Origin of the sequence: Paenibacillus aceris, from assembly GCF_017874035.1 — a bacterium.
GTDB classification, from domain to species: Bacteria; Bacillota; Bacilli; order Paenibacillales; family NBRC-103111; genus Paenibacillus_E; species Paenibacillus_E aceris.
Genome location: NZ_JAGGKV010000011.1, coordinates 56,024 through 71,806, shown reverse-complemented (window position 1 = coordinate 71,806; position 15,783 = coordinate 56,024). Strand labels below are relative to the sequence as shown.

General features: G+C 46.3%; 12 protein-coding genes. 11 read left to right on the top strand and 1 reads right to left on the bottom strand.

What is annotated here, in order from left to right; all coding sequences use genetic code 11:
- Nucleotides 1–120: 120 nt before the first annotated feature.
- Nucleotides 121–2,448, bottom strand: a complete 2,328-nt coding sequence (locus J2Z65_RS20150) for a helix-turn-helix domain-containing protein (protein ID WP_167064752.1) — start codon at nt 2,446–2,448, stop codon at nt 121–123.
- A gap of 238 nt (nt 2,449–2,686) precedes the next feature.
- Between J2Z65_RS20150 and J2Z65_RS20145 the strand changes: the two genes are divergently transcribed.
- The 11 genes from J2Z65_RS20145 (at nt 2,687) to J2Z65_RS20095 (ending at nt 15,778) form a co-directional block, all read left to right on the top strand.
- Entirely contained in the window at nt 2,687–3,589 is a 903-nt protein-coding gene (locus J2Z65_RS20145) for an ABC transporter permease (protein WP_240159930.1), read from the top strand.
- 11 nt (nt 3,590–3,600) lie between these two features.
- The gene (locus tag J2Z65_RS20140; RefSeq protein WP_167064747.1) at nt 3,601–4,476 is read left to right on the top strand and encodes a carbohydrate ABC transporter permease; all 876 of its coding nucleotides are present in this window, start codon (nt 3,601–3,603) and stop codon (nt 4,474–4,476) included.
- A gap of 102 nt (nt 4,477–4,578) precedes the next feature.
- Nucleotides 4,579–6,156 carry an extracellular solute-binding protein gene (locus J2Z65_RS20135; protein ID WP_167064744.1) on the top strand — a complete coding sequence of 526 codons (1,578 nt, stop codon included), beginning with the start codon at nt 4,579–4,581 and terminating at the stop codon, nt 6,154–6,156.
- A gap of 333 nt (nt 6,157–6,489) precedes the next feature.
- Nucleotides 6,490–7,104: an SGNH/GDSL hydrolase family protein gene (locus tag J2Z65_RS20130; RefSeq protein ID WP_167064742.1), complete on the top strand. Its 615-nt coding sequence runs from the start codon at nt 6,490–6,492 to the stop codon at nt 7,102–7,104.
- A gap of 34 nt (nt 7,105–7,138) precedes the next feature.
- Complete coding sequence (locus J2Z65_RS20125) at nt 7,139–8,926, top strand: hypothetical protein (protein WP_167064740.1); 1,788 nt, start codon at nt 7,139–7,141, stop codon at nt 8,924–8,926.
- Complete coding sequence (gene bglB / locus J2Z65_RS20120) at nt 8,926–10,002, top strand: beta-galactosidase BglB (protein ID WP_167064737.1); 1,077 nt, start codon at nt 8,926–8,928, stop codon at nt 10,000–10,002. The genes J2Z65_RS20125 and bglB overlap by 1 nt, the downstream gene beginning before the upstream one ends.
- The gene (locus J2Z65_RS20115; RefSeq protein WP_167064734.1) at nt 9,999–11,930 is read left to right on the top strand and encodes a hypothetical protein; all 1,932 of its coding nucleotides are present in this window, start codon (nt 9,999–10,001) and stop codon (nt 11,928–11,930) included. Before bglB ends, J2Z65_RS20115 begins: the two co-directional genes overlap by 4 nt.
- Nucleotides 11,931–12,061: 131 nt before the next feature.
- On the top strand, nt 12,062–12,958 hold the full coding sequence (locus J2Z65_RS20110; protein WP_167064732.1) for an AraC family transcriptional regulator: 897 nt from the start codon (nt 12,062–12,064) through the stop codon (nt 12,956–12,958).
- Between the two features lie 112 nt (nt 12,959–13,070).
- Complete coding sequence (locus tag J2Z65_RS20105) at nt 13,071–14,189, top strand: fatty acid desaturase family protein (RefSeq protein ID WP_338111772.1); 1,119 nt, start codon at nt 13,071–13,073, stop codon at nt 14,187–14,189.
- Nucleotides 14,190–14,211: 22 nt separating this feature from the next.
- A complete protein-coding gene (fdhA, locus tag J2Z65_RS20100; protein WP_167064729.1) occupies nt 14,212–15,426 on the top strand; it encodes a formaldehyde dehydrogenase, glutathione-independent in 1,215 nt (404 codons plus the stop codon).
- A 28-nt stretch (nt 15,427–15,454) separates the two neighbouring features.
- A complete protein-coding gene (locus tag J2Z65_RS20095; RefSeq protein ID WP_167064727.1) occupies nt 15,455–15,778 on the top strand; it encodes a MocE family 2Fe-2S type ferredoxin in 324 nt (107 codons plus the stop codon).
- The last annotated feature ends 5 nt before the right edge of the window (nt 15,779–15,783 follow it).

Here is a 15,783-nt window from a genome sequence, read left to right as displayed (position 1 = left end):
AGCTGCGGGCTACAGCAGACGAGTTTGATCCGCAAGGCATCTCGACTCGTGCAGAAGCAGTAACGGTTTTGAAGCGTTTGTTACAGTAGTACTAAAGGAGCATAGAAGAAATCCCTGTCCTTACCCGGACAGGGATTTTTGGTTTGTGCGGAACTCTCCCGGTGTCGTGCCAATAGCCTTTTTGAACACTCGGATGAGTTGCGGCGCGTTGGAATATCCAACAGCTTCAGCGATTTGGGCCATATTTAGCTCGGTGTTAAGCAGAAGATGCTTCACTTTATCGACGCGATAATTGGTAACATACTGGATATATGTGATCCCTACTCGGTTTTTGAACAATTCGCTGAGGTAGGATGTGCTCACGCCGCATTCATCCGCAATCATTTGTAAGGACAAGTCTTGTGCATATCTGCTTTCGATGATCTTAAACATTTTGCCTTCGATATCTTCTTTCTGGCGCTTATTCAGTTTCTCGATCATTTGAGGTAAAGAATCCGCAAGAATCCCGAACATCCACTCCGACATTTCGTCCCAGTTGCTCAATCGCATAAATTCATCATACAATTTACGTCCGTCGAGCACATCATGTTCATTCCCGAAGATCCGAATGGCGGAAACCAGCAGCTGCAGGCAGAACGTTTTCAATTGGCTAAAAGGAATATGCTGCGCTTTCAAATCGTCATTAAAATGCTGCAAGGCTTCTCTGGCCCCTTGCTTGTCGCCTGAGCGAATATACCGAAAGAGGCGATCTTCCCATACTGCCGGATAATGAGCGATAGCAGCTTCTGCACGAATCGTTCCACCCGGTAAAATGACTTCATTGCCATCGCCAAGCCAGTGGCGCTGCAGCGTCAGCGTTGCTTCCATGAACGTATCAGGCAACTCGTCCAATGTGTGGGCGATACGGCCAACGGAAATCGTGACGGAGTGCTTCAAAATTTTCAAGATGGTTTGTCGAAGTGTTTCAGCGGCCTCTTGCAAATTCCGTTCTAATAAGGTCTCGGGAATATTCAAAATCGCAACCGCTTGCTTAGGAATCAAAACCGTTTCGATTGCCGTCATTTCACTAAGTAGTTCTTTCGCGATATTAGCGGCAGCGTACAAAAACAAGGGCTCATCGTTTTCGTGAAATGATTTGGATTCGACAGCATCCATTTCGATAAGAAAGACCGAATAATGAGGATGAGTGAAGGAGCTCGGCAGTTGTGGCGCAAGTTCTGGATTTTGAGCGCTACCCCCTCTAATTTGACCTTGCAAGAGCGCTTGCAAATAGCTGTTGCGCATAACCGCGTTTTGTTCGAGATGCTTTTGTTTGTAATCGTAATTTTCCTCCATGAGCTTCTTAATCCGCTGTTCGATCTGCTCGATTTTCATTTCAACGGAAGGGCTGACCGCCCCTTCTTCCGCATGGATATCACCCACACTTCGATTCAATCGATAAAGAATTTGACGCACACCATTTTGAATACGTTGAAAGCTGAAATAAGAAGTAATTAGCGCAAGCAAAGAAAGCACGATTGTTGTCATGATGATAATTTGCTTCAAGGTCTGGACGCTTTTCACCGGCATGTTGGCCGGGACGAGCAACGCATAAGTCCAATTATTTTTGTCAGAGTGACTGTAGGTGACGAACGCATCAGGCTGTTGCATGCGAGAAGTGGCCGATGCATAGTTGCTATTCGTCCACAATCGGGTTATGTTCGCGAGCTCCACTGGTTGCAGCGTTATGTTGGTGTCGGTGGCTGTAATCAACTGGTTGTTCTCGTTAAATATGAATAGACCTTCGCCTTCGCCTAAAGGGAAATTTTTCAGAAGCTCAAGCAAATACGATTCTTTCACGTTAATGACTAGAACAGCTTTCATCTCATTATTCATATAGGGCAGGATGCGAACGTATGACAGGGTCTTTCCAGTCTGGCCGACATTATTATTCATTGTGCGCGGTGCAATCCAGAAGCTTTTACTGCCTGCCGCAGCGGCTTTATTTACGGTATCCAGCCACCCCGTATCTGGAAAAGACGAGCTGCCGAATGTCGTGACGCCTTCCTGATAGATGACGGTATTCTGGGCAACATGATATAAATAGGCGGAATCTATGGACTTTAATAAGTAAGCAAACATGGAGAGATCATTCACGACGCTTGTCGTTAACGGAAGGGAACCGATTGATGGAGTGGCTCCTATATTCAGCAATTCGGTCACATTCGTTTGCAGCGAAAATTGATTGGAAAATTGTTCGATTTGAAAGGTCAATAAATCCATCTGATCTTTCATCTGAACAATGGAATGTTGAGAAGAACGTTCCACTTCAGCTTCTACGATTTTCGTACCTGTCCAATACAGGATCGTACCGAAGAAGACAATCGGAATTAGCGAGAGTAGCAAAATAATTGCAAGCCATTGTCGTCCTGCCCACTGCTTCCACTGAGAGAGCTGTGTTAATCGCATCTGATACCTCATTTCTCTTCCATGACTGAATGTTAATGTTGAGTCTATCTTAAATGCACATCAATTTTATGTCAACGCTTTCAGAAATACACGCCGAAAAACGGATAACGACCTGTCAATTACGCTGGCTGAGCCACGACAAACGCTTGATTGACGCAATCGAATTAATGGTAATTGCATTGAAATGGATACCGGCGTTACAGTGAGTGCAGATCAAACAACAAAAGGAGGGGTCGATTTGAGCGAACTGCTGAAATCCTACAAAACACACAGGGCATTGATCATCATGTTCCTCCCGGGCTTTCTGGTATTTCTTTTATTTCGATACGTGCCGATTTACGGCTTACTGCTCGCTTTCAAAGATTACAGAGTTCTGGAAGGCATTTGGGCAAGTCCGTGGGCTGGATTGGATCATTATAAACAGCTGATTAATGGCCCGGGTTTTCTATCAGCTCTTCGGAATACCGCAGTGATTGCAATTCTAAAGTATGTTTTCGTATTTCCGGCACCAATTGTTCTGGCCTTATTATTAAATGAGGTTCGCAAATCGTGGTTCAAACGAACGATCCAGACAGTGACATATTTACCGCATTTTTTCTCGTGGGTCATTCTCGCCAGTTTGCTGTTTACTTTTCTTAGCGCAGACGGTGCCATGAATGAGATAATAAAGATGCTCGGCTTCGAACCCATCAATTGGGTCGCTGATCCGAACAAGTTTTACGGTCTCGTCGTTCTCTCGGATATTTGGGCAACCGTTGGTTGGAGCTCGATTATTTATTTTGCCGCATTGGCTGGCATCGATCCGAGCTTGTATGAAGCAGCCATTGTGGATGGCGCAAGCCGATGGCATCAAGTCAAAAATATTACGATTCCTTCCCTTATGCCAACCATCATTACGATGCTGCTGCTTAGCATCGGGAACTTCCTGAACGTAGGCTTTGATCAAATTTATAATTTGACGACAGCGCCGACGATGGGAGTTGCAGATATTCTCGATACCTTCGTGCTTCGTAAGCTGGTGGCTATGGATTATGAGCTGGGGACAGCTGCAGGCTTTTTCACTTCGGTGGTCGGTTTCATCCTTGTATTTACGGCTAATCGATTAGTGAAGCTTTACGATAAAGATCAAGGTCTATGGTAGGAGGTACGCACATGATTCGCAGAACAGCCGGAGAGAAGCTCTTTGATGTTGTCAATACATGCTTCTTATTGTTGCTCGCACTTAGCACGCTATACCCGTTAATGAACGTATTAACGTATTCCTTAAGCTCACCGCATACAGCGAACTTACCTGGATTACATTTTTTCCCGACAGAGCTCAACCTCGACCCGCTTAAGAAAATACTTAGCAATCCGGATTTGTACCGAGCGTACGGGAATACGATATTGAGAACTGTACTCGGGGTAATCTCACTTGTATTACTTACGGCAATGATGGCGTATCCCTTATCGATTCGCACGTTTCCGCATCGTAAATTACTTTCCTTATTGCTGGTCATAAGCCTGATGTTTACCGGCGGGATGATTCCGACCTATCTCTTAGTTAAAAACTTAGGCTTGATCAATACGGTATGGGCGCTTATTTTGCCTCCTGCCGTGGGTGGGTTCAACGTCATGGTCATGCGCAACTTTATGCAATCGATTCATTCAGAGCTGCTTGAATCGGCGAAGATTGATGGCGCCAGTGAGTTTACCATTTTCACACGAATTGTACTGCCCTTATCGATGCCTGTGATTGCTGTTGTCGGTTTATGGGCTGCAGTGTTCCATTGGAATTCTTGGTTCGATGCCATGATCTATACAACAGGACCTAAGTATGAGGTGGTTCAGATGTTTCTTCGCAGAACAGTGCTGAACGATGCGAATACTTCCTTATTGATCGACCCTGGAAGAGAGATGGATTTATACACACCTGTCACGCTAAAATCAGCAACGATTATGGTGGTTACACTGCCCATCTTGCTCGTCTATCCGTTCCTTCAGCGATTCTTTGTCAAGGGGATCATGCTGGGTTCTGTCAAAGGCTAAATTGTTAAGCGGACTCATTTTGCTTCGGTTAAACGGATTCTCCTAATAAATAGGAATCCCAAATAATCATAGATAAGTTATTTCATTGAGGAGGTCTCACAAATGAAAAAAGTTTTTGTAAAGACAATTTCAGTAGGAGTTAGCGCTCTATTCTTATCATCAATCGCACTCACGGGCTGCGGCAATTCTGCCGATACGCCATCCGCATCTTCTCAAGCCAGCACCAAGCCTGCTACATCAGCAGCACCTGCTGGGCCGCTTACAATTAGCTGGATGGTTCCGCAATTGACGGAGGAAAACTCATACGGTCAAAAGTATTTGGAAGAGAAGTTCAACATTAAAATTAAACCATATATGATTGCTGCTGCTGATTATGCCCAGAAACAGCAAGTTACACTCGGCGGCGGCGATATTCCGGACGTCATGATGGTACTCGACCCTGTCAGCTTGCAGAAGTATGCTTCCCAAGGCTTGCTTGCGGAAGTGCCGGTTGATACGATTGCGAAAACAATGCCGAAGTATAAAGCAGCCCTTGATAAAGATGCGCCGCAAGCATGGTTCTATTCGCTCTTTAGCGGTAAAAACTACGGCGTCACGACGTTCTATCCTAGCGGTCGCTTTAATGCCAAAGCTGAATGGCGAACAGATTTGCTGAAAAAAGCGGGCATTGATAAAATCCCGGCAACAATTGATGAAATGACAGTTGCCTTTGAAGCACTGAAGAAAATTGGCGTATATGGCATCTCCTCCGGAGCGCCAGGCAATCAATGGTTCGGCTTGTTCAAACAAATTTTCCCTGCGTACGGTGTAACGCCTCCGCAATGGATGCTGAAGGACGGTAAAGTCGTTAGCGGCGCTGTTCAGCCTGAGGTTAAGGCAGCATTAACGACATTGGCGGATTGGTACAAGAAAGGTTATGTGGATCCAGACTTCGTGACGGGTAAAGATTACAAAGAGAAATTTATCGCCGGCAAGCTGGCTTACTATGATTACGGCGGTGCTCTGGATACAGACGAAAGCAACGCAAGCTCCATGATTAGTTTAGCGAAGAAAACAAATCCAGAAGCGAAAGTAGAGATTGCTCCGCTGCCTAAAGGACCAGGAGGCCAAGGTGACTGGGCGTGGGGCGCAGCAGGTAATATCATTGCTTTCGGTAAACAGCTGGAGAAGCAGCCTGAGAAAATGAAGAAGATCATGGAGATTCTTGAAGTGGTCAATATGAGCGATCAGGGCTTCACGGATTTGGGACTAGGTAAACAAGGTACAGATTGGGATTTCAAAGACGCTGCCAAGAAGCAAGAAGGCGGAATCAAGCTGCTGGCTCCTAATGATAACTTGGATAAGCGCTATGGTATGGGGCTTGGGGACGGCGCTTCCTTCAACCCGTTCACTCGTCAATTTGCTGCCGAAATTACGGATAAATGGAATCCGGTCGTTGTTGAAAAGTCCCAACAATTCAATATGCCTAAAGTTGACTTGTTCGGTAAGCCGGATGTAATGCCATCCTCCTCCAAATACTGGGCAGATCTATTAAAGTTGAAAAATGAAACATTCATCTCCATCGTTTCCGGCGCGAAGCCAGTATCTGCTTTTGACGATTTCGTGAAGCAGTGGAATACACAAGGCGGAGAGCAGTTGGCTAAAGAAGCCAATGAAATGTATGCACAAGTGAAAAAATAATTGTTAGATTAGTTTTGCAAAAGCAAAGGGAGTCTTTACATTGGGGACCCCCTTTGCTTTTTGATGATCAGTTAAGCGCTTACGCACTGTTGTAAAGGAGAAGTTGTCTTAGTTCTAAATCAACGGAAAAGACTAATCTTATCACCCCCGAATTATTGATAATCGTTTTGCAATAGATCGGAGGCGTTGATTGTTTTGCGTGTGAAGCTTGAACGAATTATTGGCAATTGCAATACAATGGCGTTCGACGCTACATTTAGCTGGCATTCAATCCAACATGTTAGCTTGTACAAGTGGATGTAGCCAACGCGATTGAATATAGGAGGCAAATCGATGCCAAATCTTCAGACGATACGCAATCTAAAAGACGGCAAAAACCAGTGTATTGTAACGTACGGAACAAGTTTAACTGACGGAGCAGCCTGGGTGGAGGATCTGAATGCTCAACTTGCGGAACATTACCCTGGGCTTGCCACTGTCATTAATAGCGCAAAAGCCGCCATGTGGTCGCAATGGGGCATGGACAACCTATCTGAAAAAGTTCTCGCTCATAAGCCTGATATGGTGTTTATCGAATTTGCGATCAACGATGCGTACTTGCCGTATGAAACCACGCTCGAGCAATGCAGGAGCCGATTGGAAGCGATGATCGACAGCATATTGGAGATCAACCCGTGGTGCGATATCGTACTTATGACGATGAATCCTCCGGTTGGAGGTTCTCTTGATGTAAGACCGATCTTTAATGATTATTACGATGTTTACCGTTCGGTTGCTAAGGAAAGACAATTATCATTGATCGATCATTTCGCAGCTTGGCATTCAATATTAAACGAAGACCCGGATCAGTTTCATCGATGGGTACCAGACAGCATTCATCCGATAGCAGAAGGAAGTCTAGCCGTTACGGCCAAGGGTGTTCAACACCTTTTATTTAATGGTAATTGAAGAAAGTGAACCCAGAATGGAGTTGACGTAGAAGATGCATAAGCAGACTGAGCAGTTGTGGCAGAACCTGTGGAACCAATATGGCTGCAAGCTTCGAATAGAAGACGGACTTGTAAATGCAGGAAAGCCTGGTCATACGGCGGAGGCTTCCAAGGTTATGGAAGCGCACGATGGTCGTTCGACTGCAGCTTATTATGCAGTGGCTACAGTTCTCGGTGTGCCAGGTGAGTCGGAGAGGATGCGCATTCTCAGTGCGCTGGCCGAGCTGCAGCTGACGGACGATCCAACCAGTCCGCAATATGGGGCATTTCGCTGGTATCGGGAAGAAACGAGGCTCAATGACTCCAATGCGGCGTTCTTTATTCTTATGCCGCTGGTCGTCCTTCGGTTGTTAGGGGGAGACCGTATACCTGAGGACCAGCGCGCGCTGCTCGATCTGATGCTGGAACGCGGTGCTAGCTGGTTTGCACATGAGCTGAAGCAGCCGATTCTGTACTATTCGAATAAAATTGTAAGCGATGGAGCATTGCTGCTAGCCATCTCAAAAATTTGCTCGCTGCCGGAGCATGAACAAACGAGCATTGATTTTTTCAATCGCTGGCTGGACTATACGTCGCACCGCGGTTGGGGCTGGGGAGAGAATCTGAGCCTGATCTATATTCAAATTATCATGAATGCGCTTCGTATTGCCATGATTTCGCTGCAGACATCCCATACGGAACTGCGAATGAAGTTATCCAGCGTGATGGATGACTTGATCGATTACGTGAGGTTCCATGGCGGATGCGAGTTCGTGCCAACGATTCGCAGCTATAATGTTGAAGGCAATTTGCATCCGAAAAGTCTGATGTGGCGAATCTCGGGTGTGGATTGCGATCCGGAGACCTTATCGGAAACGTTGAGCAGTTTAGATGGAGGTGTCTATTATTGGTTGTTCGAGGAGAAGTTGCAGCGGGCAGAGCCTGCTCCCGAGCTGCCTGCACAGCGGAAACGATTGGAACGCGTGATGGATGATCGCTATGCGCATACCTGGATCGGTATAACGGGAAGAATCGGCAGCATCAACCGTTTCCCTGTCGTTGCCGGCTCGTATCAATGGCCGACATGGGGCTTGGGCTGGCAATCGTATCCGGTATCGCTGGCCGTGCTTGGACATCAGGTGTCATACCTTCGCTGGCATGTTCATGATGGCGAAAAAGAGCGTACACATCCGGCCAGCTACGCATCTGCTTACTTGGGACCCGCCTTATTCCAAGAGACTTGGTATCCGGATGTGCAGCTGCGCTCCGTGCAGAATGACCATGTTGTTCTTGCTGTTCGCAGTATGAGCAGATTGCATAATGAAGCGTGCGAAATTGCCGATGAGTGGGTCGTGCCAGATTGGAATGGGAACACAGGTGTTGCATTAGGTGCTGACGGCAGGGAATGGACGATTCTGCAATATCCCGATTCGGCGGTGTTGATCGCCCCGCTCTCCGGTATCAGGTATGGCGGACAATCTCGTCAACTGCCTCAGCTCCAGAAGGTGCAGGACGGCAATACGCTTCGCTTGCGACAACTGCTTTACACAGGCGAGACGCAGCTGCTTCAGCAGGCGAGACTAGAGAGCGGTTGGGCTATTTATTATGCTGACGGGGTTAGGGGCTTCGACGAAGCCGCCTCGCTGGCAGCCGGGCTGCGCATAGACGAAAGCTCGCATAAAGACGGTGAAGTGCCTCGGGAAGCCTACATGGAGATAAGAAATACCCGATTGTACGAGTTCGAGAAGCAGCTTGCCTGGCTGACGCTCGATCCTCATCAAATGGAAAGCGGTGACATGTAATGAAACAAACGATTGATTTTGACAAAAACGAAGTTCATGCATTAATTGAAAAAGTGATCGGTAAGCTGAAGCATCTGCAAGGCGGTGCCGTAGAAGAAAGCTGTCCGATTGGCATTATTTCCATGGAAAACTGGGAGTGGCCGCAGGGTGTCGGTTTATTCTCGCTTTATTTGTATTACCGTAAAACCCAAAATCCTGATATCAAGCAATATTTAATTGAGTGGTTTGATCGCAGAATTGTCGAAGGGCTTCCTTCCAAAAATGTAAATACCATGTGTCCGATGCTGACGCTAAGCTTTCTCGCCGAAGAAACGGGACGTGAGGATTATATGGCGCTTTGCCGCGAGTGGGCAGCGTATGCAGTAAAGGAAATGCCGCGTACAGAAGAAGGCGGAATCCAGCACGTCGTTTCGGGACAACTGAATGAAGGCGAGGTATGGGATGACACGCTTTATATGACCGTCTTATTCGTATGCCGCATGGGTTTGCTGCTGAATGAAGAGTCGTATATCGATGAAAGCGTGTATCAGTTCCTGCTGCATCTCAAATATTTGACTGACCGCCGCACGGGACTGCTGTTTCACGGTTGGACCTTTAACGGTCGTCACCACTTTGCAGAAGCGCTATGGGCTCGAGGCAATTCGTGGTACACAGCCGGACTCGTTGATTATTTGGAAATGATTGAACTTCCGAAGCCGGTGGAGTGGCTGCTTCTTTCCGCTTTGGAGCAGCAAGCGGCAAAGCTTGCAGAATTGCAGGCTGCCGACGGCATGTGGCATACGCTTCTCGACGATCCGAGCTCCTATACGGAAACATCGGCGACAGCAGCTTTTGCGTACGGCATTCTGAAGGCAGTTCGCAAAGGTTACCTGCCTCAATCCTATAGAGAGATCGGTATGAAAGCGTATGATGCCGTCGTTTCTCACATTGATTCCGACGGCATCGTACAAGGCGTATCTTATGGCACCGGAATGGGACGTACACTTCAAGAGTACCGCGATATTCCAATCTGCCCGATGCCATACGGTCAATCGATGACGCTTCTGATGCTGATTGAAGGGCTGGAACATGTATGACCAAGCGGTTCTATAACATTCACGAGCAAAAGGAGAGAGCGGATCTGATTCTCGGGCTGCTCGTTCGTTTTCATTTGAAGGATTTCGATGTAGATGGCAATTATAACGGCCCTGACCCTATTACGGGGTTACGAGAACGATTGTGGTTTGCGTATGCATTCATCGCTGAGGGTTCGGAAGAGGCTTGCCGGACAGGCAACCGGATTATTGAAGCCAACGAATACACGCACTGTCATTTTGCCCCGAAGATCGCTACTCAAATTTTGATGAAATACGATGAACGTTTAACGGAAAAGGCAAGGAAATGGCTATATGGCTATCTCGAAGAGACCATTGAAGAAAGCGCCACCGATGAAATGGACTTTGTCGGGGTTAATGATAATTTCCCTTGCATGAGCACGTACATCACGCTGATCGGTGGAAAGCTTTTGTCGCGTCCTGATCTCGTAGCAATTGGAGCCAAGCGTCTTCATCAGTTGAAAGCGATGTTAACACGGCGAGGGTTCGTAAGTGAATATAACAGCCCGACGTACACAGGGATTCAGTTGGAGACGTTGGCTGAGATCGCCAATTATGTAGAGGATGAAGAACTGAGGGACATTGCTCTGAGCTGCGAAGAGCGCATCTGGGCGGATCAATTGGCTCGCTTGTATTTGCCGGCTTCTCAGCTGGCAGGACCATATTCGCGTGCTTACACAGCTGATTCGATGGGACATACGCAGCATTTTGCGGTATATGGCTTGCTTGGCGAACAGCTTCCGATGAACCCGCTGAACACGCTGTTCAGCGGTGGGGACGTTGAGCAAGGGTATTTGATTCACTTGAATTTGGCGTTTTTGCAAGTGACAGTTGCAAGCATGCTCAATACGACCTACCACTGCCCGGAAGAATTGATTCATCATGCGTTAAACAAGACCTATCCTTACGAAGTTACGGGGACAGCCGAATTTTCATCCTCATCCGATGAGCACGCCTGGGAGTCTCCGCAGGACCTTGTATTGGCGGAGGACATGACGGAATATCCGGCCGGTGTCGGCTCCAATACCACATATATGACGGAGGAGTATGCGTTAGGCACATCTACGCACGAATTCCATAACGGGGTGCAGACGGATTCCTTTCATTTGCTGCTTCGTCGCGATCCCTGCAAGGAAGCATCTCTACGCAATTCTCGGACTGTGTATACCAAATATATCGTGAACGAGAGGAAGCCGGGCCAGTCGAACGTCTATGAACGAATGTCCATTACGGTACCGGACTATTCGCTATGGGATGAAGGGCGGAAGCTGGCCTTCCAGCATCAGCAAACGGCGATGATCCTCTATAAGCCAAAGCGGTTTGGTCGATTACAGGTGTCCAGTCTGAAGCTTTCTCTCATCCTGCCATGCCCATTCAGCGAACCGGATGAAATTTGGCTGGGTGACAAGCAGCTTAAGGATTTGACAGGAGAAAGCTTGGAGCCTTGTCCGGTCATCGTCAAAGACGGAGCTGTCTATATGGCGTTCCATCCGCTCTTGCTTACAGACCACGGCCGATATGCTGCAGTGAAGGTGGACCGTGTGAACCAATTTCTTATGATTTCGTTCTACAATTACGAAGGCGAAATGAGGGACTTCGACCCGAAGACATTTGTACTGACGGGTAACGGATTCGTGGTCCAGGTTTCCAGCAAGCAGGAAACAGAAAGCTTCGAATATTTCCGAGCTGCCGCCTTGAAAGTACAAATTCATGACGAATTTCATTCAAGTCCGCATTCCCGACGTACGGTGCTGAGAAAGACATCTTTCAGCTCGGAAGAAGCAACCCTGACTTGTGAATACAGTCCGATCAGCGAAGGGATTAGATATCTCGAGGTGAACGGTCGAATTCTGGCGAATGAAAAGCTTTCGATGACCGGGTATGATGTGAATCGACTGCCATTTATGTGAGTAATTCCATTTGCAGTTTTTAAAGAAAATAATGATTTTTCACTCAACGTACTTTTCAAGAGTCCTCTTTTTGAGGGCTCTTTAGTCGTATAATAGAGAAAAGTGCAAAATCTATGTCGGAAGGGATCTCTATGGCAGTCAAATCAGATTATAAAAAGATGAGCCGTATTTTAAATGAAACCGCAGTTGATTTGCGCGGAGAAGATTTAAGTTTTAAGGTGCATTATTGGGGAGCCATGCCGGAACACTTTGATAATCCGCTGCATCGACATTCCTTCTTTGAGGTTTGTTATGTTCTGGCAGGTGAAGGGAGCTATTTGGAGTCTGGTGAAGAATATCCGCTCCGTCAAGGAACATTGTTCTGTTCAAGACCTGGCAAATGGCATCAAATTAAAAGTGAGGGAGGGATCGAGCTCTATTATGTTGCCTTTGAAGCCGATAGCTCTCAGTCTATGGAAGGGACTTTAAACCGTTATGTACAAATGATGAGTCTAAATAAAATTATTGTGCCAATGGCAGAAGAAACGGTGACGGCCCAGACTTGGCGCATGTTGTTCACGCTGTGCAAGCAGGATCGTGCCATGACAAAAGAAATGATTCACAGTATTGCGTATGCTTTGCTTATTTCTTTTTGTAGTGAATTTACGGAGGTTGCCGAAAGTGACGAATTGCCGGAGCATCAACAAATTTCTTCCTATTATTTGCAGCGAGCGAAGCTTTTTATCGAGGACAATCTATCGTCTTCCTTAAGTATTACACAGTTGTCAGCCTATCTGAATATGACAGAGCGTCATTTATCACGATTGTTTGCAATGAAAGTCGGGCAATCTTTTTCGCATTATGTGCAAGAGAGAAGAGTTCGGAAATCCATGGAGCTTCTTCTCGAGAAAGATTGGACAATAAGTCGTATCGCCCAAGAGACTGGGTTTGAATCCGTACACTATTTCACAAGAGTTTTTACCCGTAAAATAGGCGTTGCCCCGGGGAAGTATCGCAAATCCCAATTGTCAGATATACCTTTTAGCTGATTGAAAATGTCCGTTTAGTGCAAATAAATGTCCTGTTATTTCAAAGACAGTGAGTCCTTGAAAGTTTATCATTTAGTAAACGCTAACAAATGATGAACAAGGAGGCATAACAGTGTCTAATCCATACATGAAAAGAGATTACTCTCTTACAGGACCAGAAAACAAGCGAGCTCAGGAAAAAGGCTTAGCAGCAGCAGATTGGTACACGAGTCCAATTCCGCGTCAGCGTCTAAAAGAACTTATGAAGCGTAAGGATGGACCCGCAATTCGAGATACGATCATTATGTTTGCATGGCTCATAGGCACAGGTATGCTTGCCTATTATTCGTGGGGGACATGGTGGGCAATACCGGCATTTGCATTATATGGAATCAGTTATGCTTCGACTGCTGATTCAAGATGGCATGAATGCGGTCATGGAACAGCATTCAAGACAGCATGGATGAATGATGCCCTCTATCAAATTGCCTCATTCATGGACCTAAGACCACCAACCCCTTGGCGTTGGAGTCATGCTCGTCATCACACGGACACTTATATTGTCGGTCGTGATCCGGAAATAGCCATGACAAGACCACCTGTTTGGCGGATCATTTTTGGAGAAATCGTGCATATCTATGGCGGTTCAAGAGATCTCAAAAGCATTTTAACGCACTGCTTCGGAAAGCTGACTGCTTCGGAAAAAGACTATGTTCCAGAGACTGAATTCAGAAAAGCCGTGTGGATATCACGTATTTGGGTGTTAATCTTACTAGGCTTTATTATTTGGTCCATTCAGATCGGAAGTATTCTACCGTTAATGTTTGTTGGTCTTCCGACCTTCTATGGCCCGATTCTCCTTTTATTAGTGGGTCTAACTCAGCATTTGGGTCTGCATGAAGATGTTCTGGATCATCGCTTAAATACGCGTACGATTTATTTGAATCCATTCTTTAGATTCCTTTACTGGAACATGAATTATCACATAGAGCATCACATGTTTCCGATGGTTCCTTATCACGCATTACCTGCCCTTCACAAAGAATTGATGTTTGATTATCCAGCACCAAGTCCTAGTCTATGGGCGGCTCTCAAAGAAGTTATTTCAGCACTCATTAAGCAGAAGAAAGATCCGCAATATATGGTTGACCGCCCCCTGCCTAGTACAGCTAATCCCTATTATTACAGTGTACACGCTGAAAAGGCAGTGCCTTCGCAAGTGAGTAACGAGCCAAAAGCAATGATTAACTAAATGATGAGAGGAAGATGAGAACATGGCAGGAAACAAGGCGGTTGTCTACAGTAAACCCGGTAGCGTTGAGGTACGTAATACGGATTATCCGGAATTGGTACTGAAAGATGGTCCAGGTGTCAATCCATTAAACGTAGGACGAAAATGCGAGCATGGTGTCATTCTGAAAGTAGTAACCACTAACATTTGCGGTAGCGATCAGCACATGGTTAGAGGTCGGACAACTGCGCCGTCAGGTCTCATTTTAGGACATGAAATAACGGGTGAAGTCATTGAAGTAGGACGCGATGTTGAATTTATAAAAAAGGGAGATTTGGTCTCCGTTCCCTTCAATATAGCTTGTGGCCGTTGCCGCAGCTGTAAAGAACGGAATACGAATGTATGCTTAAACGTTAATCCGGATCGTCCTGGCTCTGCCTATGGTTATGTAGATATGGGTGGATGGGTTGGCGGACAATCGGAATATGTTATGGTTCCATATGCGGACTTTCAATTGCTGAAGTTCCCTGATAAAGAGAAAGCCATGGAAAAAATTCTTGATTTAACGATGCTTTCCGACATTTTCCCAACGGGTTATCATGGCGCGGTTAGTGCAGGAGTTCGACCGGGTTCAACCGTATACGTCGCGGGTGCTGGCCCAGTAGGTCTTGCTGCAGCTCACTCCGCACAGCTGCTTGGTGCAGCTGTTGTTATTGTTGGTGATTTAAATGCAGAACGATTAGCCCAAGCGAAAAGTTTTGGTTGCGAAACCGTCAATCTGCGTGAAAATAGTGATTTGGCGGGACAAATTGATCAAATTTTGGGCTTACCGGAAGTGGACTCTGCTATTGACTGCGTAGGCTTTGAAGCGCATGGTCATGGTAAAGCTCATGGCGAAGCGCCAGCTACGGTGCTGAATTCAATTATGGAAGTTACGCGTGCCGGAGGCAGCTTGGGTATACCAGGCCTTTATGTAACAGGCGATCCGGGTGCTGTAGATGAGGATTCTAAGATTGGCACACTAAAGATTCGTTTCGGTCTTGGTTGGGCCAAGTCTCATACCTTCGTAACTGGGCAAACGCCTGTCATGAAATACAACAGAGACTTGATGATGGCAATTCTCAGCGGTAGAGCACAAATTGCTAAAGCTGTTAATGCCACACTCATTTCTTTGGATAACGCTCCGCAAGCATACGAGGATTTTGATCGCGGTGTTTCCAGAAAATTTGTTATCGATCCACACGGTCTTGTTAAATAAACCTACACTTAATTACTTGGAGGTACGTATGCAGCATTTAGAGGGTTGGGTTGAAGCTTGTGAAGCTGATGCTATTGATGAGGAAGATGTCATTCGATTTGATCATGGAGATCGTACGTTTGCTATTTATCGGACAGCGAAAAGCAAGTATTATGCGACCGATGGGTACTGCACCCATGAGAAGTTTCACTTGGCGGAAGGACTAGTGATGGGCAATACCATCGAGTGTCCCAAGCATAATGGGCGATTTGATTATACAACAGGTGAAGCAAAGCGTACGCCGGTATGCGTTGATCTGAAAACATATCCTGTAAAGATTGAAGAAGATAAGATCTTCATCAAGATAGACTGAGGAGA

Excerpts from the sequence above, each read along its gene's own strand:
- J2Z65_RS20150 (WP_167064752.1), bottom strand. The coding sequence starts at position 2,448 with ATGCGATTAACACAGCTCTCTCAGTGGAAGCAGTGGGCAGGACGACAA.
- J2Z65_RS20135 (WP_167064744.1), top strand. The coding sequence starts at position 4,579 with ATGAAAAAAGTTTTTGTAAAGACAATTTCAGTAGGAGTTAGCGCTCTA.
- J2Z65_RS20130 (WP_167064742.1), top strand. The coding sequence starts at position 6,490 with ATGCCAAATCTTCAGACGATACGCAATCTAAAAGACGGCAAAAACCAG.
- J2Z65_RS20110 (WP_167064732.1), top strand. The coding sequence starts at position 12,062 with ATGGCAGTCAAATCAGATTATAAAAAGATGAGCCGTATTTTAAATGAA.
- J2Z65_RS20140 (WP_167064747.1), top strand. The coding sequence starts at position 3,601 with ATGATTCGCAGAACAGCCGGAGAGAAGCTCTTTGATGTTGTCAATACA.
- J2Z65_RS20095 (WP_167064727.1), top strand. The coding sequence starts at position 15,455 with ATGCAGCATTTAGAGGGTTGGGTTGAAGCTTGTGAAGCTGATGCTATT.
- J2Z65_RS20125 (WP_167064740.1), top strand. The coding sequence starts at position 7,139 with ATGCATAAGCAGACTGAGCAGTTGTGGCAGAACCTGTGGAACCAATAT.
- bglB (WP_167064737.1), top strand. The coding sequence starts at position 8,926 with ATGAAACAAACGATTGATTTTGACAAAAACGAAGTTCATGCATTAATT.
- J2Z65_RS20115 (WP_167064734.1), top strand. The coding sequence starts at position 9,999 with ATGACCAAGCGGTTCTATAACATTCACGAGCAAAAGGAGAGAGCGGAT.
- fdhA (WP_167064729.1), top strand. The coding sequence starts at position 14,212 with ATGGCAGGAAACAAGGCGGTTGTCTACAGTAAACCCGGTAGCGTTGAG.